This window comes from Mycolicibacterium palauense, from assembly GCF_002592005.1.
Taxonomy (GTDB): Bacteria; Actinomycetota; Actinomycetes; order Mycobacteriales; family Mycobacteriaceae; genus Mycobacterium; species Mycobacterium palauense.
In genome coordinates this window covers 64173-89959 of the sequence record NZ_NVQF01000015.1, presented here as the reverse complement: position 1 = coordinate 89959, position 25787 = coordinate 64173, and the positions used below count along the sequence as shown (strand labels likewise).

Annotated in this window: 27 protein-coding genes; 16 read left to right on the top strand and 11 right to left on the bottom strand. The window is 71.0% G+C overall.

Annotated features, from left to right (window positions below; all coding sequences use genetic code 11):
- The first annotated feature begins 159 nt into the window (after positions 1–159).
- Positions 160–1509: a trimethylamine monooxygenase gene (locus CSR00_RS08835; RefSeq protein WP_099022007.1), complete on the top strand. Its 1350-nt coding sequence runs from the start codon at positions 160–162 to the stop codon at positions 1507–1509.
- Here CSR00_RS08835 and CSR00_RS08830 read toward each other — a convergent pair.
- On the bottom strand, positions 1506–2489 hold the full coding sequence (locus CSR00_RS08830; RefSeq protein ID WP_099022006.1) for an alpha/beta fold hydrolase: 984 nt from the start codon (positions 2487–2489) through the stop codon (positions 1506–1508). The two genes, CSR00_RS08835 and CSR00_RS08830, sit on opposite strands and share 4 nt — an antisense overlap.
- Before the next feature lie 97 nt (positions 2490–2586).
- Here CSR00_RS08830 and CSR00_RS08825 point away from each other — a divergent pair, with 97 nt between their 5' ends.
- Positions 2587–2967, top strand: coding sequence for an NYN domain-containing protein (locus CSR00_RS08825; protein WP_099022021.1), 381 nt, complete (start codon positions 2587–2589; stop codon positions 2965–2967).
- A 27-nt stretch (positions 2968–2994) separates the two neighbouring features.
- On the opposite strand, the gene CSR00_RS08820 is transcribed toward CSR00_RS08825, so the two are convergent.
- The 4 genes from CSR00_RS08820 to CSR00_RS08805 form a co-directional block, all read right to left on the bottom strand.
- Positions 2995–3768, bottom strand: a complete 774-nt coding sequence (locus tag CSR00_RS08820) for an enoyl-CoA hydratase/isomerase family protein (RefSeq protein WP_099022005.1) — start codon at positions 3766–3768, stop codon at positions 2995–2997.
- Between the two features lie 34 nt (positions 3769–3802).
- On the bottom strand, positions 3803–4027 hold the full coding sequence (locus CSR00_RS08815; protein ID WP_099022004.1) for a CobW C-terminal domain-containing protein: 225 nt from the start codon (positions 4025–4027) through the stop codon (positions 3803–3805).
- A gap of 85 nt (positions 4028–4112) precedes the next feature.
- The gene (locus CSR00_RS08810) at positions 4113–5147 is read right to left on the bottom strand and encodes a YihY/virulence factor BrkB family protein (RefSeq protein ID WP_099022003.1); all 1035 of its coding nucleotides are present in this window, start codon (positions 5145–5147) and stop codon (positions 4113–4115) included.
- 70 nt (positions 5148–5217) lie between these two features.
- Positions 5218–6555 (bottom strand): NAD(P)/FAD-dependent oxidoreductase, encoded by a 1338-nt coding sequence (locus CSR00_RS08805; RefSeq protein WP_099022002.1) that lies wholly within the window; start codon positions 6553–6555, stop codon positions 5218–5220.
- 93 nt (positions 6556–6648) lie between these two features.
- Between CSR00_RS08805 and CSR00_RS08800 the strand changes: the two genes are divergently transcribed.
- The 6 genes from CSR00_RS08800 to CSR00_RS08775 all read left to right on the top strand — a co-directional run bounded on the left by CSR00_RS08800 (position 6649) and on the right by CSR00_RS08775 (position 12415).
- Entirely contained in the window at positions 6649–7911 is a 1263-nt protein-coding gene (locus CSR00_RS08800; RefSeq protein ID WP_099022001.1) for a serine/threonine-protein kinase, read from the top strand.
- A 264-nt stretch (positions 7912–8175) separates the two neighbouring features.
- A complete protein-coding gene (locus CSR00_RS08795) occupies positions 8176–9300 on the top strand; it encodes a molybdopterin-dependent oxidoreductase (protein ID WP_176561968.1) in 1125 nt (374 codons plus the stop codon).
- Positions 9297–9731 (top strand): hypothetical protein, encoded by a 435-nt coding sequence (locus CSR00_RS08790; protein ID WP_099022000.1) that lies wholly within the window; start codon positions 9297–9299, stop codon positions 9729–9731. Before CSR00_RS08795 ends, CSR00_RS08790 begins: the two co-directional genes overlap by 4 nt.
- A 99-nt stretch (positions 9732–9830) precedes the next feature.
- Positions 9831–10466 carry an RNA polymerase sigma factor gene (locus tag CSR00_RS08785; protein ID WP_099021999.1) on the top strand — a complete coding sequence of 212 codons (636 nt, stop codon included), beginning with the start codon at positions 9831–9833 and terminating at the stop codon, positions 10464–10466.
- Positions 10463–10702 carry an anti-sigma factor family protein gene (locus CSR00_RS08780; RefSeq protein WP_099021998.1) on the top strand — a complete coding sequence of 80 codons (240 nt, stop codon included), beginning with the start codon at positions 10463–10465 and terminating at the stop codon, positions 10700–10702. Before CSR00_RS08785 ends, CSR00_RS08780 begins: the two co-directional genes overlap by 4 nt.
- 84 nt (positions 10703–10786) lie before the next feature.
- Entirely contained in the window at positions 10787–12415 is a 1629-nt protein-coding gene (locus tag CSR00_RS08775) for a threonine/serine exporter family protein (RefSeq protein ID WP_099021997.1), read from the top strand.
- A gap of 21 nt (positions 12416–12436) precedes the next feature.
- Here the strand turns inward: CSR00_RS08775 and CSR00_RS08770 are convergent, their stop codons facing one another.
- Entirely contained in the window at positions 12437–12745 is a 309-nt protein-coding gene (locus tag CSR00_RS08770) for an ANTAR domain-containing protein (RefSeq protein WP_176561967.1), read from the bottom strand.
- Positions 12746–12838: 93 nt separating this feature from the next.
- A complete protein-coding gene (locus CSR00_RS08765; RefSeq protein WP_099021995.1) occupies positions 12839–13498 on the bottom strand; it encodes a TetR/AcrR family transcriptional regulator in 660 nt (219 codons plus the stop codon).
- 133 nt (positions 13499–13631) lie between these two features.
- Between CSR00_RS08765 and CSR00_RS08760 the strand changes: the two genes are divergently transcribed.
- From CSR00_RS08760 to CSR00_RS08740, 5 genes are all read left to right on the top strand, one after another.
- On the top strand, positions 13632–14762 hold the full coding sequence (locus CSR00_RS08760) for a VOC family protein (RefSeq protein WP_099022019.1): 1131 nt from the start codon (positions 13632–13634) through the stop codon (positions 14760–14762).
- A complete protein-coding gene (locus tag CSR00_RS08755) occupies positions 14759–15697 on the top strand; it encodes a fumarylacetoacetate hydrolase family protein (protein ID WP_099021994.1) in 939 nt (312 codons plus the stop codon). Before CSR00_RS08760 ends, CSR00_RS08755 begins: the two co-directional genes overlap by 4 nt.
- Before the next feature lie 26 nt (positions 15698–15723).
- The gene (gene mhpA, locus CSR00_RS08750) at positions 15724–17283 is read left to right on the top strand and encodes a bifunctional 3-(3-hydroxy-phenyl)propionate/3-hydroxycinnamic acid hydroxylase MhpA (protein ID WP_245905908.1); all 1560 of its coding nucleotides are present in this window, start codon (positions 15724–15726) and stop codon (positions 17281–17283) included.
- A 235-nt stretch (positions 17284–17518) separates the two neighbouring features.
- On the top strand, positions 17519–18553 hold the full coding sequence (locus tag CSR00_RS08745) for a substrate-binding domain-containing protein (protein ID WP_218014449.1): 1035 nt from the start codon (positions 17519–17521) through the stop codon (positions 18551–18553).
- A gap of 95 nt (positions 18554–18648) precedes the next feature.
- Complete coding sequence (locus CSR00_RS08740) at positions 18649–19005, top strand: hypothetical protein (protein WP_407662410.1); 357 nt, start codon at positions 18649–18651, stop codon at positions 19003–19005.
- Positions 19006–19137: 132 nt separating this feature from the next.
- Here the strand turns inward: CSR00_RS08740 and CSR00_RS08735 are convergent, their stop codons facing one another.
- On the bottom strand, positions 19138–19506 hold the full coding sequence (locus CSR00_RS08735) for an Hsp15 family ribosome-associated heat shock protein (RefSeq protein WP_099021992.1): 369 nt from the start codon (positions 19504–19506) through the stop codon (positions 19138–19140).
- Between the two features lie 164 nt (positions 19507–19670).
- Between CSR00_RS08735 and CSR00_RS08730 the strand changes: the two genes are divergently transcribed.
- Entirely contained in the window at positions 19671–20276 is a 606-nt protein-coding gene (locus tag CSR00_RS08730) for a COG4315 family predicted lipoprotein (RefSeq protein WP_141564318.1), read from the top strand.
- On the opposite strand, the gene CSR00_RS08725 is transcribed toward CSR00_RS08730, so the two are convergent.
- Positions 20248–20832, bottom strand: coding sequence for a VOC family protein (locus CSR00_RS08725; RefSeq protein WP_099022016.1), 585 nt, complete (start codon positions 20830–20832; stop codon positions 20248–20250). The genes CSR00_RS08730 and CSR00_RS08725 overlap by 29 nt on opposite strands.
- A 194-nt stretch (positions 20833–21026) precedes the next feature.
- Here CSR00_RS08725 and CSR00_RS08720 point away from each other — a divergent pair, with 194 nt between their 5' ends.
- Positions 21027–22244 carry an osmoprotectant NAGGN system M42 family peptidase gene (locus CSR00_RS08720; RefSeq protein WP_099022015.1) on the top strand — a complete coding sequence of 406 codons (1218 nt, stop codon included), beginning with the start codon at positions 21027–21029 and terminating at the stop codon, positions 22242–22244.
- A gap of 114 nt (positions 22245–22358) precedes the next feature.
- Positions 22359–22970, top strand: a complete 612-nt coding sequence (locus tag CSR00_RS08715) for a hypothetical protein (RefSeq protein WP_245905907.1) — start codon at positions 22359–22361, stop codon at positions 22968–22970.
- A gap of 48 nt (positions 22971–23018) precedes the next feature.
- On the opposite strand, the gene CSR00_RS08710 is transcribed toward CSR00_RS08715, so the two are convergent.
- Positions 23019–24986 carry a serine/threonine-protein kinase gene (locus CSR00_RS08710; protein WP_099021990.1) on the bottom strand — a complete coding sequence of 656 codons (1968 nt, stop codon included), beginning with the start codon at positions 24984–24986 and terminating at the stop codon, positions 23019–23021.
- Positions 24987–25128: 142 nt separating this feature from the next.
- Complete coding sequence (locus CSR00_RS08705) at positions 25129–25767, bottom strand: FKBP-type peptidyl-prolyl cis-trans isomerase (protein WP_176561966.1); 639 nt, start codon at positions 25765–25767, stop codon at positions 25129–25131.
- Positions 25768–25787 lie beyond the last annotated feature (20 nt).

Here is a 25787-nt window from a genome sequence, read left to right as displayed (position 1 = left end):
CACTCACCACTCACTTGGGGTACAGGACTGGGCTGCATGTGTATTATATTCTTCATCATATGTAGACCCACGAGTGCTACACAAGGAGGATCGTCGGCAGCGTCAGATGTGTGTAAGGGACCGCCCCCGATCCTGACCCCGATCCTGCAAGGAGAACCGATGCCCCGCACAGCCATTATCGGCGCAGGCCCCTGCGGCCTGGCGCAACTCCACGCGTTCGAACAGGCCCGCCTGGCCGGTGCCGATGTCGGCGAGGTGGTGTGCTTCGAGAAACAGAGCGACTGGGGTGGCCTGTGGAACTACACCTGGCGTACCGGCCTCGACGAGCACGGCGACCCGGTGCACGGCAGCATGTACCGCTATCTGTGGTCCAACGGCCCCAAGGAGTGCCTGGAGTTCGCCGACTACAGCTTCGACGAGCATTTCGGCACCGCCATCCCGTCGTTCCCGCCGCGCGAGGTGCTCTACGACTACATCGTCGGGCGGGCCAAGAAGAGCGGGGTACGCCAGTACATCCAGTTCGACAGTCCGGTGCGGCGGTTGTCCTACGACCCGGCCTCGGCGATGTTCGAACTGGCCGTCGAAAATCATGTGGAGGACGCTGGCGACGGTGCGACGCGCACCGAGCGGTTCGACAATGTGATCGTGGCCTCGGGTCATTTCTCGACACCGAACATGCCGGAGTACCCGGGGTTCGAGACGTTCCCCGGGCGCATCCTGCATGCCCACGACTTCCGCGACGCCGGCGAGTTCGCCGGCAAGGACATGCTGATCCTGGGCAGCAGCTACTCCGCGGAGGACATCGCCCTGCAGTCGCTGAAGTACGGGGCCCGCTCGATCACCATCGCCTACCGCAGCGCGCCGATGGGCTTCGACTGGCCGGCGGGCATCACCGAGGTGCCGGCCCTGCGGCACCTGGAGGGCCGCACCGCCCACTTCGCCGACGGCAGCACGCGCGAGGTCGACGCCGTCGTGGCGTGCACGGGCTACCGGCACCACTTTCCGTTCATCGACCCCGAACTGCGCCTGGTGACCACCAACAACCTCTACCCGCCCAGCCTCTACAAGGGCGTGGTGTGGACGGCCAATCCGAAGCTGCTCTACCTGGGGATGCAGGACCAGTACTACACCTTCAACATGTTCGACGCGCAGGCCTTCGTGGCCCGCGACGTGGTGCTGGGCCGGCTGCAGATGCCCGACGCCGCGGCGATGGAGGCCGACATCGCGCAGTGGCAGGAACGGCTGAGCGCGACCGAGGACTGTATGGGCGAGATCGACTTTCAGACCGACTACGTGCGCGACCTGATGTCACTCACCGACTACGCCGACTTCGATCTGAGCATGGTGCGCGAGCACTTCCTCACCTGGGAGCACGACAAGGAGGACAGCATCACCGGCTACCGCGACAAGTCCTTCGCCTCGCCGTGCACCGGGACGGTGGGGCCGCTGCCGCCCACACCGTGGTGGGATGAGCTCGACGACAGCCTCACGCGCTTCCTCACCCGTTAGGTGTACTCCACCAGGACGGCGCCGTCGGGCCGATCACCGAGAGTCTGGAACGTCAGCTGGACCTCGTCGCGGGTCAGGCGGACAAGATCGGCGAGCTGCGCGGGCGCATCGCACTGCGGGTAGTGGTCCGCGCCGGGTAGAACCCAGAACCGGTTGCGTCCGGGCTTGTCCCGGAGGTAACCGTGCCAGACGTGGCTGGCGACCCGCAGCGGGGCGATGGTGTCGTGCAACCCCCACACCAGGGTGGTATCCACACCGCTGCGCGCCAGCGACTCCAGCCACCCGGTCTCCCCGGCGGCCCGTTCGTGCAGGTACCGGATCGTGTCGGGCAGCACCGCGACACCGTCGTGGTGAGCGAACAGCTGTGCCAGCGCGATGATTTCGGGGTCGTCCGCCGCCCGGCGGGGCATGAACGCGCTCTGACCCAGACCCGCGGCGAGCATCTCGGGGGTCACCGCCGCCGCGGTGGCGCGTGCGGTGGTGTCGTCGAGCAGGGCGCGCTGGAACGCGGTCAGATTCGACAGCGGCAGGTAGACGTTGCCGTTGGTGATGATCAGCTGCGCGGGCAGCGACCCCGGATACTCGGCGGTCAACAACTCCAGTGCGATCATGCCCACGCTGTCCCCGCGGTCGTGGGTGAGCATCGTGTAGTCGCGCAGGGCCCACCGCTCGGTGATGGCGTGCACCAGCAGTCGGGCATCGTCGTACAGCGAGTACTCGTAGGGTGCCGGCGGCTTGTCCGAGAGGCCGTAACCGGGGAAGTCCAACAGGTGGATGTCGAACTCGCCGCCCAGCTGCCGGGTCAGCTGCCCGAAGTCGAAGCTCGAGGTGGGGAACCCGTGCACACATACCAGAGCCGGCGCACCGGGAGTGCCCGCACGCCGGGCGAACACCGTCACCTCGGCGCCCCGGTTGGACGGCGTCGTCGAGCGCCACCGCAGTTCGCTTCCGCCGGATCGCCATTCGGTGAAGAGGTCCATCCGCACACCCTGACACGACATGTGAACACGCACAGCCGAACCAAGGATGTGACAACGATGTGACGTGGCCGGCGTCGCCGCGTCGTACCGTCGGCGGATGCGGTGGATCGTCGATGCGATGAATGTGATCGGAACACGCCCGGACGGCTGGTGGCGCAACCGCAGGGCGGCGCTGACACGCCTGGTCGGCCGCCTCGAACAGTGGTCGGCCGCCGAGCGGCAGCCGGTCACGGTGGTCTTCGAGCACCCGATGTCACCGCCGATCTCATCCTCGGTGATCACGATCCGCCACGCGCCGGCGGCGGCGGCCGACTCCGCCGACGACGAGATCGTCCGGCTGGTCGAATCCGACGAGCGCCCGGACGAGCTGACCGTGGTGACCTCGGATGCCACGCTCGCGCGGCGGGTCCGGCAGGCCGGCGCCACCGTCTACGCCGCGGCACGCTTCCGTGATCTCCTCGACGATCTCCCCGACTAGCAGCACGACTAGCAGCCCGGCGCGGCCCTACCGGCCCCGCCACCGCGGCGGGCGCCGCTCCCGCCAGGCCGAGAGCCCCTCGGCGACGTCCTCGGTCGCGCCGGCCACCTTGCGCATGGTCTCGCCGAAGCGCACCGATTCGATCCAGCCCATGTCGGCGGTGCGCCAAGCCACCTCCTTGGTCGCCCGCTGGGCCAGCGGGGCCGCCTCGGTCAGGGTTCTGGCCCAGGCACGGGCCTGCTCCTGCAACTCGTGCGGTTCCACCAGCCTCCAGATCAGGCCCATCTCCTTGGCCCGCTCGGCGTCGACCGGCTTGCCGGTCAGCAGCAGTTCCATCGCGTTGGACCAGCCCACCCGGTGGGGCAGGCGGATCGCGCCCACGATGGTGGGCACCCCGAGAGACACCTCCGGGAACCGGAAGCTGGCCTCGGTACTGGCGATGACGAAGTCGCAGAACAGCACCCCGGTCAGCCCGTAGCCGATGCACGGGCCGTGCACGGCGGCGATCGTGGGCTTGAAGAGCTCCATACCCGATTCGAAGGAGTTGATCGTGGGCTTCTCCCAGAAGGTACCGCCGAACGTGCCCACCGAGCCCTCGCCGTCCTTGAGATCACCCCCGGCGCAGAAGACGTCCCCGGCCGCGGTCAGGATGCCCACCCAGGCGTCCTCGTCGTCGCGGAACCGGTCCCAGGCCGCATTGAGATCGGTGCGCAGCGCACCGTTGATGGCGTTGCGTGCCTCGGGCCGGTTCAGCGTGATGGTGGCGACGTGGTCGTCCAGCTCATAGGTGACGAGACTCATGGCTGCACCCTAACGGCGGGTCCGCGGGTCGGGGTCAGACGAGGCAAGCGGCGAACAGGCGATCGAGCAGCGTGGGGTCGATGCCGCGTCCGATCGCCACCACCTGGCCCCCGGCGCCCGGCGCCACGGCCCCGGGAGCGAGCGCGACGATCTCGCACCGCCTGCCCACCACCTGCAACGCGTGGGGCGTGTCGGACCCGGGTACGCGGATGACGCCCTTGCAGCGCCACACCGTGGCGGGCAGTTCGCGTCTGACCATCCGTCGTCGCGTCACAGCCGAGCGGGCGCCGTCAGGACGCCCGCACCGCCCGACGTAACCAGTGCATCCCGCGGGGGACAAGCGGTCAGGTCCCGGCGTCGGCCTCCGGCTCCCGGGCAGCGGAGCGGCGAAAACCCCGCCACGGCAGCCGCCAGGGGTGTTCCCGGTGGGGCCACATCTTCTCGATCTCGGCGTTCAGCTCCGCGCCGAGCAGAACCGCGAACGCGGTCAGATACAGCCACAGCACCACCGCGATCGGCACCGCCAGCTGAGAATAGACACCGCCGCCGCTGAGGGTCATGTCCAGATAGGCGCGCAGCCCCGCCGACGCGCCGAGCCACAGCACCATCGCCAGCACCGCGCCGGGGAAGTCCCGCCGCCACGGTGTCCGCCACGGGACGCCGATGTGGTACGTGGTGGCCAGGCCGATGACGATGAGCAGGATCAGCCCGGGCCAGAACAGCACGCCGGCCACCCGCAGGGTGGCGTCGGCCACGGCGTCGGGGACCAGCCATTCGACCAGGCGTTCGCCGGCGACCAGCGGCGGCAGGATCGCCACGGCGCCCACCAGACCGCCCACGGTCAGCGCCAGTGCCACCAGCCGGCGTCGCCACGCCGGGCGGGGCGGAACGTCGTAGGCGATGGTGATCGTCTCCAGGTAGCGGTTCACCGCCCGCGAACCCGTCCACAGGCTCAGCGCGGCGGCCAGCGACACCACGCTGCCGCGCTGCTGTTCCATGGCCGTCATCGCCACCCGCTCATAGGTGTTGAAGGTGCGGTCGGACAGAAACGACTGCGGCACATCGAGAACCAGGCGATTCATCTCCTGCAGACCGTCGGGGCCCAGGGCCGCGGCGATGAACCCGAACGATCCGAGAATGACCAACAACAGCGCCGGCAGCGAAATCAGGGTGAACAGCGCCACTTCGGCGGCGAGTCCGGGCACCCGGTCGTCGATCGTCTCGCGGGCGGTGCGTTCGGTCAGCCGCCACATCTGCTGCACCGGCCGCGGCGAACGCGCCAGGAACAGCAGGCCGCGGCGGCGCAGCGTCCGGCGGGTGGAGGTGACGAGCTCACCGGCGCGTGACCACGGCGCGGGTCGATCGCGGTCCGGGTCCATCAGCTATGAGCCTACGAGGATGAGCCTACGAGCAGGTCCACCGGGAACCCACCGGGTGCCCGCAGCGGTCTCAGGACTCGCCGTCGGACGAGCGCAGCTGTGACCACGTGTAGGGCTGGTCGGGGGTGTTCGGGCTGCCCAGGATGAAGGTTCGGTCGCTGCGCCGTGCCCGCGCAATGGTCATCAGCCAGGAACCGACCGTGCTGAACCGGTTTCGCAGGCCGGTCAGGAACGCGATGTGGATGAACCCCCACCCGATCCAGCCGAGCGGACCGGACAGCTTGACCGGCCCCGCCTGCAGCAGCGCGCTGCCGCGGCAGATGTAGGCGGCCGACCCGAGATCCCGGTAGCGGTAGGGCCGGCGTTCCTCGCCGGCGAGGTCGCGGCGAATGCACTCGGCCACGTGCAGTCCGCCCTGCATGGCGTTTTCGGCCACCCCGGGCAGGTCGTCGCGGCCGGCGAGATCCCCGACGACGAACACCTCGGGGTGCCCGGCCACCGACAGGTCGGCCTCCACGGCGATGCGGCCCGCCCGGTCGGCACCGGCGCCCAGCGCCTCGGCGGCCCGGCGGGCGAACGGCACCGCCTCGACCCCCGCGGTCCACAGCACCGTGCGGGCCGCATAGCACTCGCTGGCGCCCCCGGACTTCGGGGTGACGGTGATCCCCTCACGCCGGACATCGGTGACGTGCACCCCGAAGTGCAGCTCCACTCCCAGGCGCTGCAGGGTGCGTGCCGCCTTGCCCGACAGCCTCGGGGCGAACGTCTTGAGCACCCGGTCGCCGCCGTCGAACAGCATGACCCGGGCCTCCCGCGGCTCGATGCTGTGGAACTCGTTGGCCAGCGCGCGGGTGGCCATCTCCCGGATCTGGCCGGCCAGCTCCACCCCCGTCGGGCCGGCGCCGGCTACCGCGAAGGTCAGCCACGCATCCCGGTCCGGCCCGGGCGGCAGCGTCTCGGCGATCTCGAATGCCGCGTAGAGGCGGCGCCGGATGGTCAGCGCGTCGTCGAGGGTCTTCATCCCGGGTGCCCACTGGGCGAACTCGGTGTTGCCGAAGTAGGACTGGCGCATCCCCGCCGCGAGGATCAGCACGTCGTAGTCGAGGGTGAAGGTGGACTCGTCGGGGCGGCGCGCGGTCAGGCAGCGCGCCTGCGGGTCGAGACCGACCGCCTCGCCCAGCAGCGTGGTGACGTTGCCGTGGTGGGCCAGTTCCTCGCGAAGTGACCGGCTGATCTGGCCGATGCTCAGGGTGCCGGTCGCGCACTGGTACAGCAGCGGCTGGAAGACGTGGGCCGCGGCGCGGTCGAGCAGCGTGACATCGACCTCGGCGTCGCCGAGCCGGCGCGCGCAGAACAGTCCGCCGAACCCGCCCCCGACGATCAGTACCTTCGGCCGTCCGGTGTTCATCGGAGTTGAGGGTAGCCGCCGAAAGGCCCGGGTACACCGCCTCGGCCGATGGCCGGGGTTTGCGCCGCGGGAGGAGCGGCTACCTTAGCCACCATGACCGACCGCGACCTGCTCGTGGATCGATACGAGATCCGCGGTCTGCTGGGCCAGGGCGGGATGGCCGAGGTCCGCGACGGATGGGACACCCGGCTGGATCGACCGGTCGCGATCAAGCTGCTGCACCCGATGCTCACGACGCGGCCCGACCTTCGGCAACGTTTCGCGCACGAGGCGCGCGCGGCGGCGACGCTCTCGCATCCCAACGTCGTGGCCGTCTACGACTCCGGCGAGCACGACGGCGTTCCGTTCCTGGTGATGGAGCGGCTGCCCGGTCGGACGCTGGCCGACGTCGTCGCGGCCGGCCCGATGCCGTCGTGGCAGGTGCGCGCGGTACTCAACGACGTGCTGGCCGCATTGGCCGCCGCTCACCGCGCCGGTCTGCTGCACCGTGACATCAAACCGGCAAACATCCTGGTCTCGGCGACCGGTGACACGATGAAAGTCGGCGACTTCGGCATCGCCAAGAGCGGCGACACCGCGTTGACGGTGACCGGTCAGGTCGTGGGCACCATGTGCTACATGAGCCCCGAACGCCTCTCCGGCGCCCCCGCTTCGGCGGCGGACGACCTCTACGCGGTCGGGGTGGTGGGATACGAGGCGGTGCTCGCCCGGCGCGCCTTCCCGCAGGAATCTCCCGTCGCGCTGACCCGGGCGATCGCCGATGATCCGCCGCCGCCGCTGCGTGCACTGCGCCCCGACCTCGACCCGCTGGTCGCCACCGTCATCGACCGGGCGATGACGCGCGATCCGGGTCAGCGCTTCACCGACGCCGCACAGATGCGCGCCGCGCTCAACGGCGACCGCAGCGCACTGGCGGCGGCCCCGGTCGCGGGGGCGGCACCGCGGCCGAACACCCGGATCCTGGCCGAGCCGCTACCACCGGCGACCACCCACCCGGCGGCCGCGCCGGGGAAACGACGGTTCTCCGGACGCACCCGCGTGGCGCTGACCGCCGCCGCGGTGCTCGCCGCGCTGACGGTCTCCGTGCTGGCCATGGCGATGGAGTCCTCCTCGGGCACCCCCGCACCGACGCCCGCCGGGGTCACCACGACCGTGTCGACTGCCGCGACGACGCCCCCGTCCCCCGCGGCGCCGGCTCCGCCCAGCGCGGTCACCGTGGCGCCCCCGGAGTGGGACGAGGTCCAGGGCGGGGGCAACGGCGCGGACAACGGCGCGGGCAACGGCGCGGGCAACGGCAATGGCAGGGGCAACGGCCACAGCAACGGGAACGGGAAGGGCAACTCGAAAAAGGGCTGAGGGCGGCGCGGTCCTGACGGTGTCGCGGGCCTGACGGTGTCGCGGGCCTGACGGTGTCGCGGGCCTGACGGTGTCGCGGGCCTGACGGTGTCGCGGGCCTGACGGTGTCGCGGGCCTGACGGTGTCGCGGTCCTGACGGTGTCGCGGTCCTGACGGTTCTGTGACCGTCCCGCCGGATCCCTGTAACGGCCGGCCCCGGGCCGGACACCATGGCGGTATGCAACCACGCCAGAAGCGGCCCGTCGCCGACGGATCCGGATCGCGATGAGCACCCCGCCCGGGGCCGGCTTCTCGCCCCTGCGCAGCACCGCCCTCACCGCCCGGTTGGGTGTGTGGCTGGGGGTGGCGGTGGCGGTGTGCCTGGTGACCGGCCTGATCAGCCACTTCATCCAGCATCCGCAGCCGTGGTTCTTCTGGCCCACCCGCCCGGTGTGGTTGTACCGATTCACCCAGGGCCTGCACGTCATCAGCGGGATCGCGGCGATCCCGCTGCTGGTGGTCAAGCTGTGGTCGGTATGGCCGAAGCTCTTCGAACGCCCGGTGTTCGGCGGGGTGGTGCGCCAGCTGGAGCGGCTCTCGATCCTGGTGCTGGTCGCCGCGATGATCTTCCAGCTGTCCACGGGCCTGCTCAACATCGCCCAGTGGTATGCCTTCCCGTTCTTCTTCACCACCGCCCACTACGCGATGGCCTACGTCGCGGCCGGGGCCGTCCTGGTCCACATCGGCGTCAAGCTGCCGGTGGTCCGGCGGGCATTGGGCGAACCGCTCGACGATGTCACCACCGGCGGGACGGTGGGACCCTCACGGCGCACGGTGCTCTACGGCACCGGCCTGGCGGCCGGGTTGGCGACGCTGGTCACCGCGGGTCAGACCATCCCGTGGCTGCGCACGGTGTCGGTGCTGGCCCCGCGGTCGGGTGACGGGCCGCAGGGCGTGCCGATCAACCGGTCGGCGGCCGCGGCACGGGTGCTGCGCAGTGCGCGTGACCCCGGCTACCGGCTGACGGTCGCCAACGGAGAGGTGAGCCGGGAATTCTCCGTCGAGCAGCTTCGGGCCATGCCGCAGAGCACGCACCGACTGCCGATCGCGTGTGTGGAGGGCTGGAGCGCCGAGGCCGACTGGAGCGGCGTCGTCCTGGCCGATCTGGTGGCCGCCGTCGGCGGTTCCCCCGACTCCGACGTGCGGATGATCTCGCTGGAGCCGCCCGGCCCGTACTCGCGCACGACCCTGCCGGCCCGGCACGCGCGCGACGCGCAGACGTTGATCGCCCTGCAGCTCAACGGCGAACCCCTGCACATCGACCACGGCTATCCGTGCCGGCTGATCGCACCCACCCGGCCGGGGGTGCTGCAGACCAAGTGGCTCTCGCGCATCGAGGTGCTGTCGTGACCGCGCTCCGGGTGGCCCTGATCGTGGCCGGTGTGGCCCTCGGCGCCTACGGCGCCTCTCTGGTCCTCGACTTCCGGCCGCGCACCATCGTCCTGATCGCCGTGTGGGCCGGGGTCGGGGTGGTGGTGCACGACTTCGTCTTCGCCCCGCTCAGTGCGGCACTGGGGTGGACGGCCCGGCGGGTCGTCCGCGGCAGGTGGTGGACCCCGGTGACGGTGGCCGCGCTGTGCTCGGCGGTGCTGGTGCTGCTGGCCATCCCCGTCTACGGCCGGCCGGGCGCCAAGCCCGACAACGCCACGGTCGTCGACCGCGACTATCCGCTGGGCTTGTGGGTTTCGCTGGCCGTGGTGTGGGCCTGCGTGCCCGCCTACTACCTCATCACCTCCTGGATCACCTCCTGGGCCGATCAGCGCCGCGGCCGGGTGCAGTGAGCAACGCGGGCCGTCACCTGCGGGGGGCGCCGCCGGTGGCGAGTGACCCAGCCACCACGCCCGGCGGCACCCCCGGTGAGCTGCTACGATCGGCTGCCGATGAGCCGCCCGGGAACCGACGAGCACGACGTTGTCGAGGCATTGCGCGCCGGCGACGAGGCGGTGTTCGCCGAGCTGGTCGACCGGCACACGCCGGCGATGTTGCGGGTCGCCCGCGGATACGTTCGCTCGCACGAGACCGCCGAGGAAGTGGTCCAGGACGCCTGGATCGGTCTGCTGAAGGGGATCGCCACGTTTGAGGGCCGATCCTCGCTGCGGACCTGGCTGTTCACCATCCTGATCAACACGGCCAAGGCCAGGGGAGTGCGGGAACGTCGCGACCTGGACACCGCGGTCAGGGCCTTCACCGGCGGAACCGTCGACCCGGCCAGGTTTCGTCCCGCCGGCGACGAATGGCCCGGCCACTGGCGCGACGAGGAGGAGCCCGCGCCCTTCCCCGACACCCCGGAGGGTTCGCTCCTCGGCCGGGAGCTGCTCGAGGTCGCCCGCCGCGCCCTCGACGGCCTGCCGGACCGGCAGCGGGTCGTCGTCAGCCTGCGTGACATGCTCGGCTTCGACGCCCCCGAGGTGTGCTCGCTGCTCAGTGTCTCGGCCGCCAATCAGCGGGTGCTGCTGCACCGCGGCCGCGCCGTGATCCGGCAGGCGCTGGAGGACTACACGAAGGACCCGACATGAGCGGCGCACCGATGGACTGCGATGAACTGGTCGAGCTGATCACCGACTACCTCGATGGCGTGCTGGACCCGGCCACCCGCGAGCGTTTCGACCTGCACCTGCTGGAGTGCGACGGGTGCGAGAACTACCTGCAGCAGTTCCGCGTGACGGTAACCACCGTCGGCCGGATCCGCGACACCGATCTCGACCCGGAATACCGGGCCCGGCTGCTCTCGGCGTTCCGCCACTGGCGCTGACACCGGCGGCCGAATGACGGCATCGCCACTGTTCAGGGCCGGGTTTGTCCGGGTAATCCCGGGCCGTCACTATTGTGCTCGACGATGGCACAAAACCGATCCGACAAGGCAGACCGCAGTGCCGGCCGCAGTGCCGACCGCAATGCCGACCGCTTGCGCCGCGGTCTGCAGGTCGCGCTGCGGGGGCGCCGCGACCCGGCTCCGGTGGCCGGTCAGCGCAGGCGGAGCGCGACCAGCCTGGGCGACCTGCACACCCGCAAGGTGCTCGACCTGACCATCCGCCTCGCCGAGGTGATGTTGTCCTCCGGTTCGGGTACCGCCGACGTGCAGGCCACGGCCCAGGACGTCGCGCAGGCCTACCAGCTCAACGACTGTCTCGTCGAGATCTTCGTGACCACCGTGATCGTGTCCGCGCTGCCCACCACCGACAGCCCACCGGTGACGATCGTGCGCACCGTCCAGGCCCGATCGACCGACTACACCCGGCTGGCCGAGCTGGACCGGTTGGTGCAGCGGATCACCTCCGGCGGCGTGACCGTCGACCAGGCCCACGTGACGATGGACGAGCTGACCGAACGCCCCCACCCGTATCCGCGGTGGATGGCCACCGCGGGCTGGGCTGGATTCTCGTTGGGCATCGCGCTGCTGCTCGGCGGCACCTGGCTGACGTGTGTGCTCGCCGCGGTGTCGGCCACGCTGATCGACCGGACCGGCCGGCTGCTGAACCGGTTCGGTACGCCGTTTTTCTTCCAGCATGTCGTGGGAGCCATGATCGCCACCCTGGTCGCGGTGGCCGCCTACTATTTCGCCGGACAGGGCCCCACGGCGCTGGTGGCCACCGGCATCATGATGCTGCTGTCCGGGATGACCCTGGTGGGCTCGATGCAGGACGCGGTGACCGGATACATGCTGACCGCCGTCGCACGCCTGGGCGATGCGCTGTTCCTGACCGCCGGGATCGTCGTCGGCATCCTCGCCGGACTGCAGGTGGCCACCCTCATCGGCGTGGTGATCGAGTTGCACGTCGACGCCACCGAGACGTTCGTCATCCCCACCCAACCGTGGCAGATCGGTCTGGCGGTTCTCGGCGCGGCGCTGGCCGGCGCAGCCCTGACCGTGGCCAGCTACGCGCCCCTGCGTTCGGTGGCCACCGCCGGGGTCGCCGCCGGGCTGGCCGAACTGGTGCTGATCGGCCTGGGCACCGCGGGCTTCGGACAGGTGACCGCCTCGGGGATCGCGGCCATTCTGGTCGGCCTGCTGGCGACGTTCATCTCCATCCGTCGGCAGGCCCCGGCCCTGGTGACCGCGACGGCCGGCATCATGCCGATGCTGCCCGGGCTCGCGGTGTTCAGGGCGGTGTTCTATCTCGCGGTCGACGAGGAGTTCGGCGACGGGCTCACTCAGATGGTCGCGGCCGCCGCCGTGGCGCTGGCCCTGGGCAGCGGGGTGGTGCTCGGTGAGTTCCTCGGTTCGCCGCTGCGGTACCGCGCCGGCCGGGTCGGCGAGTTCCTGCGGGTCGAGGGCCCGCCGGGGCTGCGCCGCGCGGTCGGCAACGTCGTGCACCTGCGGCCCGCCGAGGACGGCCCACCCACCGGATCCGGCAGTCAGTACACCCGCAGCGTCGCCCTGGAACCGGAGCAGGGCTCGCCCGACGACGACACCGAACTCACCGACCAGCCCGGCAACGAGGGGGAGGGGGACGCGCCGCGGTGAGGCGACGCCGAGGGCGTTAGATCACCGGCAGGAAGCCAGCAACCGCGGCGGCTCGAGCAATCGGCCCCACGCGTTTCGGGCGACGTTCGTAACGGCCTCCGGGACGTCCGGGGTGCCGGGAGAGCCGCCCCGCTGGGCCAGGAAGACCAGGGCGCTCGCCAGGCGCAGCGGTGCGATGTTGTGGTCGCGCGCCGTGCGCACGATGTCGGTGAACGCCTCGTCGAGGCTGCACCCTCGCAGCGCGACGAGTATCCCCTCGGCCGCGCAGAGCGTCCGGCGGGCATCGGGGCGTAGCTGCCCGGCAACGGTCGACGGTAACGCGGTCCTCATCGATGGCCCCCTCGCCGGTAAGTGGACACGATGGTGCCCCACTTCGGCGCCCCGGACGAGGGCCATAAGTCCTTCTCCCGGCTTTCCAAAGGCTCATGGGTCACCCGATTCCTCGACGGCGGCGAGGTCGGGCAGGGGCCGTTGACACAGCGCGTGCGCCTCCTCGGCGCTCATGCCGAAGAGCCGAAGAACGTCCCGGGTCACGCGGTCGGCGTCGGCGGCGTCGTCGCGGCCGGGCTCACTGCGCAGCAGCTGACCCAGGCCCAGGAGGGCGCCGCCGGCGACCGCCAGGGTCAGCTCGGGATCGTCGACGTCGAACCGGCCGGCGGCCACGGCCCTCGCCACGTCCCGGCGGGCACGGGGTGCCAGGCCCCGCTCGGAGAACAGCACCGCCGGGCCGCGCGCCAGCAGGATCTGGCTTTCCTGCGGACGGCGCCGGAACAACCTCCCGGTGAGCCGGAAGCTGGTCGCGAAGACATCGGCCGGATCGTCGATGGGGGCGGTGACCCGGTCCAGCAGAGCACCATGGGTGTCGAGCACGTCGGTGACCGCGGCCTCGAACAGCTCGTCCTTGGTGGCGAAGTGGTTGTAGAAGGACCCCATCCCGACGTCGGCGGCCTGGGTGATGTCCAGGATCGGAACGTTGAGCTGTCCGGCCGCGATGAAGCCCTGCGCCGCCTTGATCAGTGCGGCCCGGGTGCGCTGCTTGCGCCGCGCCAGCCGGCCGATCGGCTCGCCGGACTGCTCCGTCATCGTCGGCCTCACCTTGCCTCGTCGGATGCCGGAACTTTAGCAGCTGTCAGTTCTGAGGGAATCGTCAGAACCATGTTGACTGACGAAATAGTCGTATGTGAGTATTTCGTCAGTACATCGGGTGAGGGGCGAGATGACCGACACGATCGGGACACACAGCGGTCTGCACAGCCAGCAGGGTCCGCGACGCGGGGAGCACCCCGGCAGGTCGCGCAACCCGGTCATCAAGGTGCGCGACATCGCCTGGCTGGAGTTCGAGAAGCCCGACCTGCTGCGCGCGGAGGCCTTCGCCCGGGCCTTCGGCTTCCCCGTCGCGCAGCGCGCACCGAGCGAGGTGCACCTGCGCGGCACCGACGCCGGCTGCCCGTGCGTGCTCCTGCGCCGCGGCCCCCACAGCCGGTTCGCCGGGGTGACCTTCCGGGCCGACGACGAGCTCGACGTGCTGCGGCTGGCCGACCGGCACGGCGCGCCGGCGCGGGCGCTCCCGGAGACGATCGGGGGGCTGGCCGTCGAGCTCGTCGACCCCGGCGGCGTGCCGGTGCGGGTGGCCGCCGGAATGCACGAGCTTCCCGCGCTGGCCGCTCAGGATCGGCACACCTACAACGCCGGGCACACCGTGGACCGGGTCAACGCCGGCCAGCGCCCGGCCCGCGTACCCGCCCGCGTGCAGCGGCTCGGCCACGTGGTGCTGCAGTCCACCCGTTACATGGAGGCGCTGACCTGGTACCTGGACAACCTCGGCATGATCGTCAGCGACTTCCTGTTCTTTCCGGGGCAGCGCGACCGCGGCCCGACGATGAGCTTCATCCGCTGCGACCGCGGAGCCGAGCCGACCGACCACCACACGCTGGCGATGGCACTGGGACCGGCCAACCGCTACGTGCACTCGGCGTATCAGGTTGCCGACCTGGACGCGCTGGCCGCCGGCGGCGAGTATCTCGCCGAGCGCGGATACTTCCGTTCCTGGGGGATCGGCCGCCACATCCAGGGCAGCCAGCTCTTCGACTACTGGCGCGACCCCGACGGGTTCCTCGTCGAACACTTCACCGACGGCGATCTCTTCGACGACACCCTGGAGCCCGGATGGGCACCGTTCACCGCGTCCGGCCTGGCCCAGTGGGGACCGCCGGCCACCAGGGACTTCCTGGGGCTCAACCCCGGATCCGCGCGCCGCGAGGCGCTTTCGATGCTCACCGCGCTGCGCGACCGCAACGAATTCGACGTCAACCGCCTGCTGGGCCTGATGAAAGTGGTCAACTCATGACGATCTCCGTGCTGCGCACCGCCGACGGCTGGTGGGTCAGGACACCCGCGGGCGCCAGCAGGGTCGCCACCACCGCGTCGAGCACCGCCGAGCTGTTGGCCGACCGGCCGGCGGTCGAAGCCGCCCGGGGCGGCGGCGAGGCCGTCGCGCTCGACACGCTGGACCTGCTGTCCCCGGTGACCCGGCCCTGCCGGGTGGTGGCGCAGATGACCAACTACGAGTCCCACGTCAGGGACTCCGGCATGGATCCCACCTCGATCCCGCTGACCTTCTTCCGCAAGGCCTCGGCGTCGATCAGCGGGCCGTTCGACGACATCGTCAGACCCGACCATGTCCGGCTGCTGGACTACGAGGTGGAGATCGGCCTGGTCATCGGCCGGGACCTGCCCGTGGGAACCGCGGTGACCGACGCGAACCTGGCCGACTACGTCGCTGCGCTGGTGATCGCCGACGACGTGTCGGCGCGCGACGTCCAGCTGCCACAGACGCAGTTCTACGAGGCCAAGTCCTACCCCACCTTCACGCCCGTGGGCCCCGAGCTGGTGCTGGTCGACGCCGAGGAACTGAAACGCTTCGGCGATCTGCGGCTGCGGACGCGGGTCAACGGCGCGGTGCGCCAGGACATGCGCGTCGAGGGCGACATGATCTACCGCCCCCTGCAGGCCCTGCAGGCCCTGAGCCGGTTCCAGGACCTCGCCGCCGGCGACCTGGTGCTCACCGGCACCCCGGTCGGTACGGCCCTGAGCGCCCCGCCGAAACTGGCCCGGATCATCGGCGACCTGCTGCCCCCGGCCACGAAGTGGAGGGCCTTCGTCAAGGGGCAGGCCCGCAAGCCCGACTACCTGCACGACGGCGATGTCGTGGAGCTGACCATCGGCACCGACGACGGCGCCATCGACCTGGGCAGCCAGCGCACCCGGGTGCGCTGCCCCTGAGCGCCTCGGGAAGAACACGGGCAAACATGATGCCGGTCAACACCGTTCGCCAGGTTCCCGTCGCCATCCTCGGTGCCGGTCCCACCGGTGTCGCCGCCGCGACGCTGCTTGCGCGGTACGGGATCGAGACGGTGCTGCTGGACCGCTGGGCCCAGGTCTATCCGCAGCCGCGCGCGGTTCATCTCGACGACGAGGTCTACCGGATTCTCGGCGCGCTGGGCGTCGCCGAATCGTTCGCCCGGATCTCCCGACCCGCACAGGGACTTCAGCTGCGCGACAACCGGTTGCGGGTACTCGCGGAGTTCGCCCGCGACACCGCCGTCGGGCGGCACGGCTACCCCCAGGCCAACATGTTCGACCAGCCCGAACTCGAGCGCCTGCTGCGGGACAATCTGCGTGCCCACCCCGAAGCCGAGCTGCGCGGCAACGTGGAGGCACTGGAGATCGCGCCGGGCGGGCCCGGGCGGGTGCGCGTCACCTACGCCGATCGCGACGACGGCACCCGCCACGCCGTCGACGCCCGCTACCTGTTGGGGTGCGACGGGGCCAACAGCATGGTGCGCCGCTTCATCGGAGCCCGGATGCGCGACCTCCGCTTCGAGCAACGCTGGCTGGTCGTCGACATCGAGACCGCGGCCGAGCTGAACCAGTGGGAGGGCGTACACCAGGTGTGTGATCCGGTGCGGGCCGCCACTTTCATGCGCATCGGTGCGACCCGCTACCGCTGGGAGTTCCGGTTACGTCAGGGGGAGAGTGCCCGGCAATACGCGTCGATCACCGCGTTGCACCCGCTGATCGCGCCCTGGACCGGCGCCGTCGGCCCCGACCGGCTGCGTGTCATCCGCGTGGCCGACTACACGTTTCGGGCCAGGATCGCCGACCGCTGGCGTCGCGACAACGTCTTTCTGCTCGGGGATGCCGCCCATCTGACACCGCCGTTCATCGGCCAGGGGATGGGGGCGGGACTGCGCGACGCCGCCAACCTCGCGTGGAAACTGGCCGGGGTGCTCGCCGGCGGGCTTCCCGCGGCCGCACTGGACACCTACGAGGTGGAGCGGAAACCGCACGCCGGGTTCATGATCGGCTTCGCCCTCGGGATCGGCTGGTCGATGACCGCCGGCGGCGAGATGGGCAACCTGCTGCGCCGGCTGATCGTCCCCCGACTGAGCCGGGTGCCCGGAATCCGCACCCTGGCCACCGATTCCACCTCTCCGCCGCTGCGCGGCAGCGCCCTGGTGCACAAGTCGGGGCGACGGGCCCGCCGCGGCGCCGGGCTGGCCGGCTCCCTGTGCCCGAACACGGCGCTGGCCGACGGGTCTCGGCTCGACGATGCGCTCGGGCCGGGTTTCGCTCTGGTCACCACGGTGCATCCCGAGCCCGCCGGGCGGGCCGCGATCCGCCGTCGCGGTGCCCGTGTCCACCTCGTTGAGACCGGCGATGAGCTGGCGGGGTGGCTGCGCGGCGGCGGGGCCACCGCGGCTGTGATCCGCCCGGACCGCACCGTGCTGTGCGCCGGGAACGACCTGGCCCGGATGTGCGCGAATATTCCGTGGATGCCGGTGGCGCCGGTCCCCGGGCAACGCTGAGCGGAGCCCGGTGGCGCCGGTCCCGCCGCCTCGCCGAATCCGGGCCCGACCGCTTCGCGAAGTTGCCCGCGCCGTACGACGTTCTCGGTCTAGACTCCCACGAACTCTTCCCCGACACCCGGCACCGGCCCGCCGACACCCGGTCTGAAGCGTCGTCGCGGACATCGGCAACCTGAGAGAGAAGCTCCTTTTGTTCACCTTCCGATTGCAGCCGGCCGTTCGCGCGCTGCTGCTCGTGGCCGCGACTTCCGGCCTGATCGCGGCGTGCACGAACACCCAGAGCGACAGCGACGACCAGCCGCCCACGGTCGCGCTCATCCTCAAGACGCGGACCAACCCCTTCTTCGTCACCATCGAGCGGGCCGCCCAACGGCAGGCCCGAGAACGGGGACTGCACCTGTCGGTCGCCGCGGGGAACCAGGACGGCGACGTCGACACCCAGATCGCGGCGATCGACGCCGCCATCGAGCGGGGTGACAAGGCCATCCTGATCACCCCGAACGGCCCCGGGGTCAACGACGCGCTCCGGCAGGCGCGCGACGCCGGGCTGTTCGTCGTCGCGCTGGACACCAAACCCGACGACCCCGACGCCGCCAACATCACCTACGCGACCGACAACTTCGAGGCCGGCCGGCTGATCGGGGAGTGGTCGGCCAGGAAGATGAACGGTCGGCCCGCGGTCATCGCGATGCTCGACCTGTTCACCGGCCGGGGCGTCGAGTCCGATTCCGGGCGTGATCAGGGCTTCCTCACCGGAATGGGAATCCCGGTGGCCGACCCCCGCAAGAACGGCGATGAGGCGCCCACCGGCCGCTACAGCGCCGGGCCGTACCGCATCGCCTGTCACGAGACCACCCTGGGCGCCCACGACCAGGGCAAGTCCGCGATGGAGCGCTGCCTGGCCATCACCCCCGACATCAACCTCGTCTACACCATCAACGAACCGGCGGCCAGCGGTGCCGCCGAGGCGCTGCGGGCCGCCGGCAGCGACGCCACGATGGTGTCGGTCGACGGCGGCTGCGAGCCCGGCATGCGGTTGGTGCGGGAGGGCGTCATCGGCGCGACGGCCCAGCAGTACCCGGAGCGGATGGCCACCGAGGGCGTGGACGCGATCGCCGACTACCTGGAGTCCGGCACCAGGCCCACCCCCACACACGGGATCGACCTGGTCACCACCGGCGTCGCCCTGGTGACCGACGAGCCGCAGCCCGGGGTGCCCAGCATCGACGTCGCCGAGGGCCTGCGGAAGTGCTGGGGTAAGGCGGACTGACCGGGTGCGGGTTTAACGTCCCGCCGTTGCGGCTAAATATCTGTGTGTGCCACCGAAATACGGGTGACGAGCACCCGGGATTGGAGTTGACACCGATGAGGCTGAAGACAGCACAGACAGCAGAGACCGCGCAGGCAGCGAAGCCGTTCAAGCCGCTGAGGAGCGTCGTCGCCGGCGCCGCCGTCCTCGGCGGGCTCACGGCGGGTGCCATGGGCATGGGCGTAGGAGTGGGGGTGGCCACCGCCGACGCCACCGGCACGTGGGCGCCCGCGCCCGCCGAGCCGGCCCCGCCGCCCATGCCACCCGCCGGTCCCGACGCCGGCCAGCCGCCCGCATGGGCGCCGCCGATGCCGCCGCCACCGCTGTGGGCCGACGGGAATCCGCAGGTCTGGGACGAGGGGTGGCAGCACTGGGGCGTGTGGATGAACGGCGTGTTCATCCCGACCTACTGACCCGAACACCCGGCACCGGAGCCCTGCACACGGCTTCCGGGCTCGACTTGCGGGCTCGACTTGCGGGCCGGTCATCGCGGGATCTGCCCGCGGCGACCGGCCCGTGTCGTCGGCCGGCCGGCGGGGCGCGCTTCACAACCGACCTGCCCGCCATTTCTCCAGGGCGCGGCGTTCCCTCTTGGTTGGCCGCCCGGCGCCGCGATCGCGGACGCCGATCGGAGCGCTCGCCGTCGTCGGCGGCGGCGCGGGCGTCCGGTCGATGTAGCAGGTGACGGCGTCGGCGGCCCCGACCCTCTTCTGGATCACCCGCACCACCTCGACCGTGCGCGTACGGTCCCCGACCCGGGCACGCACCACGTCCCCGGGCGCCACCGTCGTGGCCGGTTTGGCCGGCCGATCGTTGACCCGCACATGTCCGCCGCGACAGGCCGCGGCCGCGTCCGGGCGTGTCTTGGTCAGCCGGACCGCCCACAACCAGCGATCCACCCGGGTCGACTCCATGGGTCCATGATGAACGACGCGGCCGAACCGATGGCCCGGCCAACCATCCGATCCGGGGCACCCCCACGGCGGTGCCCCGGGTTTCACTGCACGCCGGCGGCCGCCGATGGTCCAATGTAGGCCCCGCATCCGCGACACTCGTCCCACCGAGAGAAGGCCCCATCGTGCGAGTCCGACCCGTCACCGTCCGCCCCAGTCTCCGGTACCGCCGGGCCGCATTCCTGGCCTCGATGGCGGTGGCGGGTGTGACTGCGCTGTCCGGGGTGTCCGCGTGCTCGGTGGAGCAGGAGCGCGCGGAGAGCGCCGACCAGACGACGTCGACCACCCCGTCGGCGACCTCGTCGGGCGCTCCGAGCGAGGAGCCCGCACCGACCCCGCTGCCGACCGACGACTCCGTGGTCCCGGTGGGAGAAACCTGGTTGAACACCGCGGAGGTCGGCGACCTGGGCTCGATCGTCGTCGACGACACCGGCCGCGTCCTCTACATGTTCGACAAGGACACCCCGCAGTCGTCGGCCTGCTACGACGCGTGCGCCGACACCTGGATGCCTGCGCTCACCGACGGTGACCCGACCGGCGGCATCGGCATCGACGCCCCCAGCGTGGGTACCGTCGAGCGCCGCGACGGACAGCTGCAGGTCACCTACTACGGTCACCCGCTGTACTTCTACGACGGCGACTCGATGTCCGGTCAGGCCAACGGCCAGGGGCTGGAGACGTTCGGCGGCCATTGGACCGCGGTCAACCCCGACGGCGCGCCGGTGGGCTGATCGGTCCGGAGCCGTCGCGGCCGGGCAGGGTGCGCCGGGCTTCGCTGAGCGCCGAACCCGTCCATTCCGGGTGCTGGCGCGTGGCCGCGCGCAGCACCCGCCAGGAGCGCCAGGCGGCGGCCGGTGACGGAATCGTGGGCATCCGTGCGAGCTCCCACTGGATCCCGCTGATCGGATCGTCGAAGAACACCGCGTAGTAGCCGGGGGAGTACTCGGGGTATTCCTGCGGCGCGTACACGACGGGAATGCCACGCGGGGTGAGGAATTCGCCGTAGAACCGGTCGATCTCGCGGCGGCTCCTGGCCCACAGCGCAATGTGGTTGATGCCCGCCGACTGGTCGGCATGGTGCAGTTTGGTGCCGGTGGCCGCGGGTTGGATGCCGATGTAGCTGTGCGGTGCGGGAAAGCGGGCCATGTAGTACGTCGAGCGGTACTCGATGTCGGCGGTCCAGAAGCTCATGTAGCCGAGCCAGCCGAACATGGCGTCGTAGAAGGCGATCGATTCCTCGTAGTCCAGGACGTTGACCTCGACGTGATGCACACCCCGCCAGCGCATGCCGCCCATGCTACTGCCGTGCTCGGGCCGGCCCCGGGAGCGTGGGCGGCGACCCCACGGCAATTGCCGCCGGGTGCGGCAAACCGCTGTATGTCGTCACCGGGATTGCGACCATCGGTAGGAGAAACGCGAATCCCGACGATCCCGAGGGAGTGATCTTGGCTCAGAACGCGACCACCTCATCATCCGATTCGATGTCCGACGCAGAGCGCGGCTGGATGATCGACACCCTGCTGGCGCTGCTGCAGACCCCGAGCCCGACCGGTCGCACCGACGCGGTCATGCAGCTGATCGGCGAGATCTTCGATGACTTCGGCGTGCCGTTCTCACTGACCCGCCGGGGCGCACTGATCGCCGAGCTGCCGGGAGAATCGGAGACCACCGACCGGGCCGTGGTGGTACACGCCGACACCATCGGCTGCATGGTGCGGGGCCTCAAGGACAACGGCCGGCTGGAGTTGATCACGGTCGGGACCTTCTCGGCCCGCTTCGGGGCCGGCGCCCGGGTGCGCGTCTTCTGTGACGACTCCGATCAGTTCATCACCGGCACGATCCTTCCCCTCAAGGCCAGCGGGCACGCGTTCGGCGATGAGGTCGATACCCAGCCCACCGACTGGGACCACGTCGAGCTGCGCCTCGACCGCAAGGTGACCTCGAAAGACGATCTGCACCGCCTGGGCATCAAGGTCGGCGACTTCGTCGCGCTGATGACCCACCCGGAACTGACCGAGGACGGCTTCATCGTCTCGCGCCACCTCGATGACCAGGCGGGTGTCGCGGTCGCGCTCACACTGGTCAAGCACCTCGCCGAGAACAAGGTCGTGCTGCCGCACCGCACCGCGATCATGGTGACCATCGCCGAGGAGGTCGGATACGGCGCCAGCGCGGGTCTGCCCGCGGGGATCGCGGAGATGGTCACGGTCGACAACGCCGTGTGCGCGCCCGGGCTGCAGTCCCGCGAGGACGCCGTGACGGTGCTGATGGCCGATCTGCACGGGCCCTACGACTATCACCTGACCCGCAGGCTGTGCCGGCTCGCCGAGGAACGCGGCATCGATTTCGCCCGCGACGTGTTCCGGTTCTACCGCTCCGATGCGGCCGCGGCCATCGAGGCCGGTGCGGGCACCCGCGCCGCGCTGGTCGGCCCCGGGGTCGACGCCAGCCACGGCTGGGAACGCACCAATATCGGTTCCCTGGAAGCGACGTACCAGCTGCTGCATGCATGGCTGCGGACACCGCTGACCTTCGCCAAGTGGGATGCCAACCCCACCGGGCCGCTGCGGGACTTCCCGTCCTCGAAGCAGCCCGCCCCGCGCGAGCGGTGGGTGCCGCTGTCCCGCGGAGACAACTCCGAGCCCGGCCGCGCGAACCCCGGGTCCAGCTGGCCCGAGAGCGGTGAGACGGCCGACTGAGCGGGGCCCAACGGGGAGACGCCACCCCGAGAAGGCGATACCCTTGGCCCGAAAGCCGGTCTGTTCCTGTCTTGAACTGCTGGCGGGCGACACCAGAGAGGACGACCGGAGTCCATGAGCGAACGCATGCGCGCCACCCCGTCGGTCAACGCCGCCCGATTCCTGGTCGCCGGCGTGGCGATCACCGGCGGCGCACTGCTCGGCACCGCGGTGGCGGCGGCCGATCCCGGCGAGCCCTATCCGACGCCGACCCCGGGGGTACCGGTGCCCGGCCAGCCGGTGGTGTCCGCCGAGGGCCCGACGGGACCGCTGCCCCCGCCGCCCATCGGCGAGCCACCGGTACCCGAAGCCGATCCCGGCACCGCCCAGGGCCGCTCACCGGGCCTCAGCTATCTCAAGGATCTCTGGCACGCCGCGCGCAACGGCAATCCCTACGAGGCGTTCATCTCGGGCCCGGAGGCCACCGCGCCGGGTCCGCCCGCGGGCGCCGGACCGGCCCCGCAGCTGCCGCCGGGATTCACCTCACTGACCGCCCCGGAGTCCTCGACGCCGGGCAAGGGCTATGACACCGGCCCCAACTCGGGGGGCCCGGCCCTGCCGCCCGGCTACATCCCGCTCAGCGAGGCGCCGCCCCCGGGCTGGTACGACGGTGCGCCCGCGGCGGACGCCCCGATCTTCCCGCCGGCGGGCCCGGTCGCGCCCCCGGCCCCGGCACCGGCGCCCTAGCGCCAGCGCCCGCCTCACAGCGCAGGCGCCGGCGCCACCCCGTCCGGGTCAGCCGGCCGCCTGGACGGTGATCTCGGAGATCTCGGTGCGGCTCTGCCCGTCGATGTCACCCAGCTTCGGGATCCACACCAGGGCGTAGGTGGTCTTGGTGTGATCGTCGACGACGATCCGGTTTTCGCCCGGGTGTACCGGCACCTCGGGTGTCAACGCCGTGGTGTCGGACAGGGCGGCCGGATCGGCGCTGTCGGCGGCGCGGATCTGCACCTCGGAGCCGGTGCTGGCCAGGTTGACGGTCACCGCGCCGATCGCGGTCGGCCCGGGCAGCTGCAGGATCAGCCCCACCCCCTGTTTGAACACCGGGAACGGCTCCGGGTCGACGTAGGTGTCACTGCGCCACGCGGTGTCGGGGTCACCGTCGATGGCCAGCATGGCCTCGTCGGGGTGGTCGGGGGCACCGCCGGGGGAGAAGACGGTCGCCCGCAGCGGTGTGACCATCGGACCGGGCCCGGCCGGATGTGACCACAGCCCGAACCCGTCGCTGAACACCGCCGCCAGCACGACCGCCACGACCACCGCCACGGCCGCGGCGATCGCGATCAGGCGCGCGGGGCGACGCCGGGATGGCGCGGACACGGTCGGCGGCATCGTGCTCGCCTGCGGCGCACCGCGTTTCCCGAGACTCTTGTGGGGGCTCTTGCGGGTGCCCCGGTGGCGGGATCCCGCCGAATGGTTGCGGACGGCCTCGCCCAGCAGCGTGTCACCGTCGAACATGCCCTCGACCTCGACAAGGTCACCGTCGGCGAGCCGGCCGGTGATCGAGGTCCCGCGCAGCTCGACGGCCACCGTGGAGTCGTGCCGGCCGGTGGGTCCCGGTTGCTCGAGGCGGAAGGTCCACACCTCCTGGTCGTCCCCCGCGCCGGAGGGTTTCTTGCGCACGTCGCGCGCCGCGCCGTACGCCGACATCCGCGTCAGGCGCCGGGTGTGCCGGGGCGCCTCGGGGCCGAGCTCTGAGGCCCTGCCTGGGGCCACGTCTGAGGCCACATCCGAGTCCACATCTGATGCCATGTCGAACGCGGCGGTGTGGCCCAACGCGTCGGCCCGCCCGGCCCCGGCGGACGGTTGGGCCGCGTGCCCCGCACCGACTGGGGTGTCCGGGGTGGCGTCCGCGGGTGTCTCGCAGCGCTGTCCCGCGAAGGCCCGGGCGAACGCACTGCAAGTCGGGTAGCGGTCGGCCGGGTCCTTGGCGAGCGCCCTGGCCATGACGGCATCGAGGTGGGCCAGATCCGGCCGGCGATCCGACAGCCGCGGCGGCGGGGTCTTGAGATGGTTACCGACGACCACCACGCGGTTGGTGTGCTCGAACAGCGGCACGCCGGTGAGCAGGTGATAGGCCGTGGCAGCCAGGGCGTACTGGTCGACGCGCCCGTCCATCTGGTTGCTGATCAGCTGTTCGGGCGCGGCGTAGTTGACGGTGCCGATCGCGACGTTGACATCGGTGAGACCGTCGACGTCATCGGTGGCACGGGCGATGCCGAAGTCGGTGAGCACGACACGGCGCCGGGCACCGCCGGAGAGGCTGGCCACCAGGATGTTGGCCGGTTTGACGTCACGGTGCAGCAGCTTGCGTTCGTGGGCGAAGTCCAAGGCGTCCGCCACGGCGGTGACGATCTCGCACACATCCTCGTACGGCATTCCGGTGGGGTACTGCTCGGTCAGCAGCTGGCGCGCGTCGGTGCCTTCCACATGGTCCATCGAGATCCACAGGCGGCCGTCGAACTCGCCCCGGTCGTGCACACCGACGATGTGCGGGTGCCACAGTGTCGCCGCCAGGTCGGCCTCGCGGGTGAAGCGGGCACGGAAGTCCCCGTCGCCGGTGGCTTCCAGCGACAGGATCTTCAGCGCGTCCAACCGGGGTAGACGGGGATGGCGGGCCAGATAGACCTCGCCCATACCGCCACTGCCGAGCAGCCGCTGAATGGTGTAACCAGCGAAAATATCGCCGTCGTCATACGGCATGACCCAAAGCCTACAAAAACCTGATCACCCCACTTCCGAGCCGCGGGCGCGGCCCCCGGCGCGGGGCGCCGATCCGCTGGTCGCGCGGGTCGCAAAGATCACCCGGGCCCGGCCGGGGCCGGCCGGGCCCGGGTGCCCGGGGTCACCGTGAGGCGTTGAGGATCTTGATCGCGAAGATGAGCGAGTCACCCGGCTGGATCCCGGCGCCGGGCTGACCGTCGGGGTAGCCGTCGGCGGAGGTCATCGCCACCGCCACCGTCGACCCGACCTTCTGCCCCGCGATGGCCTTCTGGAACCCGGGGATGACCCCTTCCAGGGGGAAGGACACCGGTGCGCCGCCCTCGTAGCTGCTGTCGAAGACCGATCCGTCCCGGCCGTTGACGCCCATGTAGCAGACCGAGACCGTCGCGGTGTCGCCGACCACGGGCCCGGTGCCGGGCTGCAGCGTGTGCACCTGGGTCTCGTTCACGCTGAACGGGGTGTCGACCTTGACGGAGGGCGCCGTGGTGTCGGTGGATCCGGTGACCGCGACACTGCCCGTGGCACCCTGCAACGTCCACTCCGGCGCGACATCGCCGGCCGGCGCGGCCGGCGGGCATCCGCTGTCGGTGGGTGCGGTCTCGGTGACCGGCGCGGCGACCGCGGACGAGGGCGTGCCGCTGGAGGTGGCGGAGGACTCGGAGGAGGTGTCCGTGTCGGAGCCGCACGCCCCCAGCGTCAGGGCCAACGACGCGGCGCAGGCGGCGAGCACGGCGGATGAGGACACGCGAGAGAGGTTCACGAGCGTCACGCTACAGCCGC

What these genes read in the sequence shown, in the direction of transcription:
- CSR00_RS08835 (WP_099022007.1), top strand. Translation starts at nt 160, where the DNA reads ATGCCCCGCACAGCCATTATCGGCGCAGGCCCCTGCGGCCTGGCGCAA.
- CSR00_RS08830 (WP_099022006.1), bottom strand. Translation starts at nt 2,489, where the DNA reads ATGGACCTCTTCACCGAATGGCGATCCGGCGGAAGCGAACTGCGGTGG.
- CSR00_RS08825 (WP_099022021.1), top strand. Translation starts at nt 2,587, where the DNA reads ATGCGGTGGATCGTCGATGCGATGAATGTGATCGGAACACGCCCGGAC.
- CSR00_RS08820 (WP_099022005.1), bottom strand. Translation starts at nt 3,768, where the DNA reads ATGAGTCTCGTCACCTATGAGCTGGACGACCACGTCGCCACCATCACG.
- CSR00_RS08815 (WP_099022004.1), bottom strand. Translation starts at nt 4,027, where the DNA reads ATGGTCAGACGCGAACTGCCCGCCACGGTGTGGCGCTGCAAGGGCGTC.
- CSR00_RS08810 (WP_099022003.1), bottom strand. Translation starts at nt 5,147, where the DNA reads ATGGACCCGGACCGCGATCGACCCGCGCCGTGGTCACGCGCCGGTGAG.
- CSR00_RS08805 (WP_099022002.1), bottom strand. Translation starts at nt 6,555, where the DNA reads ATGAACACCGGACGGCCGAAGGTACTGATCGTCGGGGGCGGGTTCGGC.
- CSR00_RS08800 (WP_099022001.1), top strand. Translation starts at nt 6,649, where the DNA reads ATGACCGACCGCGACCTGCTCGTGGATCGATACGAGATCCGCGGTCTG.
- CSR00_RS08795 (WP_176561968.1), top strand. Translation starts at nt 8,176, where the DNA reads ATGAGCACCCCGCCCGGGGCCGGCTTCTCGCCCCTGCGCAGCACCGCC.
- CSR00_RS08785 (WP_099021999.1), top strand. Translation starts at nt 9,831, where the DNA reads ATGAGCCGCCCGGGAACCGACGAGCACGACGTTGTCGAGGCATTGCGC.
- CSR00_RS08780 (WP_099021998.1), top strand. Translation starts at nt 10,463, where the DNA reads ATGAGCGGCGCACCGATGGACTGCGATGAACTGGTCGAGCTGATCACC.
- CSR00_RS08775 (WP_099021997.1), top strand. Translation starts at nt 10,787, where the DNA reads ATGGCACAAAACCGATCCGACAAGGCAGACCGCAGTGCCGGCCGCAGT.
- CSR00_RS08770 (WP_176561967.1), bottom strand. Translation starts at nt 12,745, where the DNA reads ATGAGGACCGCGTTACCGTCGACCGTTGCCGGGCAGCTACGCCCCGAT.
- CSR00_RS08765 (WP_099021995.1), bottom strand. Translation starts at nt 13,498, where the DNA reads ATGACGGAGCAGTCCGGCGAGCCGATCGGCCGGCTGGCGCGGCGCAAG.
- CSR00_RS08760 (WP_099022019.1), top strand. Translation starts at nt 13,632, where the DNA reads ATGACCGACACGATCGGGACACACAGCGGTCTGCACAGCCAGCAGGGT.
- CSR00_RS08755 (WP_099021994.1), top strand. Translation starts at nt 14,759, where the DNA reads ATGACGATCTCCGTGCTGCGCACCGCCGACGGCTGGTGGGTCAGGACA.
- mhpA (WP_245905908.1), top strand. Translation starts at nt 15,724, where the DNA reads ATGATGCCGGTCAACACCGTTCGCCAGGTTCCCGTCGCCATCCTCGGT.
- CSR00_RS08740 (WP_407662410.1), top strand. Translation starts at nt 18,649, where the DNA reads ATGAGGCTGAAGACAGCACAGACAGCAGAGACCGCGCAGGCAGCGAAG.
- CSR00_RS08735 (WP_099021992.1), bottom strand. Translation starts at nt 19,506, where the DNA reads ATGGAGTCGACCCGGGTGGATCGCTGGTTGTGGGCGGTCCGGCTGACC.
- CSR00_RS08725 (WP_099022016.1), bottom strand. Translation starts at nt 20,832, where the DNA reads ATGCGCTGGCGGGGTGTGCATCACGTCGAGGTCAACGTCCTGGACTAC.
- CSR00_RS08720 (WP_099022015.1), top strand. Translation starts at nt 21,027, where the DNA reads ATGTCCGACGCAGAGCGCGGCTGGATGATCGACACCCTGCTGGCGCTG.
- CSR00_RS08715 (WP_245905907.1), top strand. Translation starts at nt 22,359, where the DNA reads ATGAGCGAACGCATGCGCGCCACCCCGTCGGTCAACGCCGCCCGATTC.
- CSR00_RS08710 (WP_099021990.1), bottom strand. Translation starts at nt 24,986, where the DNA reads ATGCCGTATGACGACGGCGATATTTTCGCTGGTTACACCATTCAGCGG.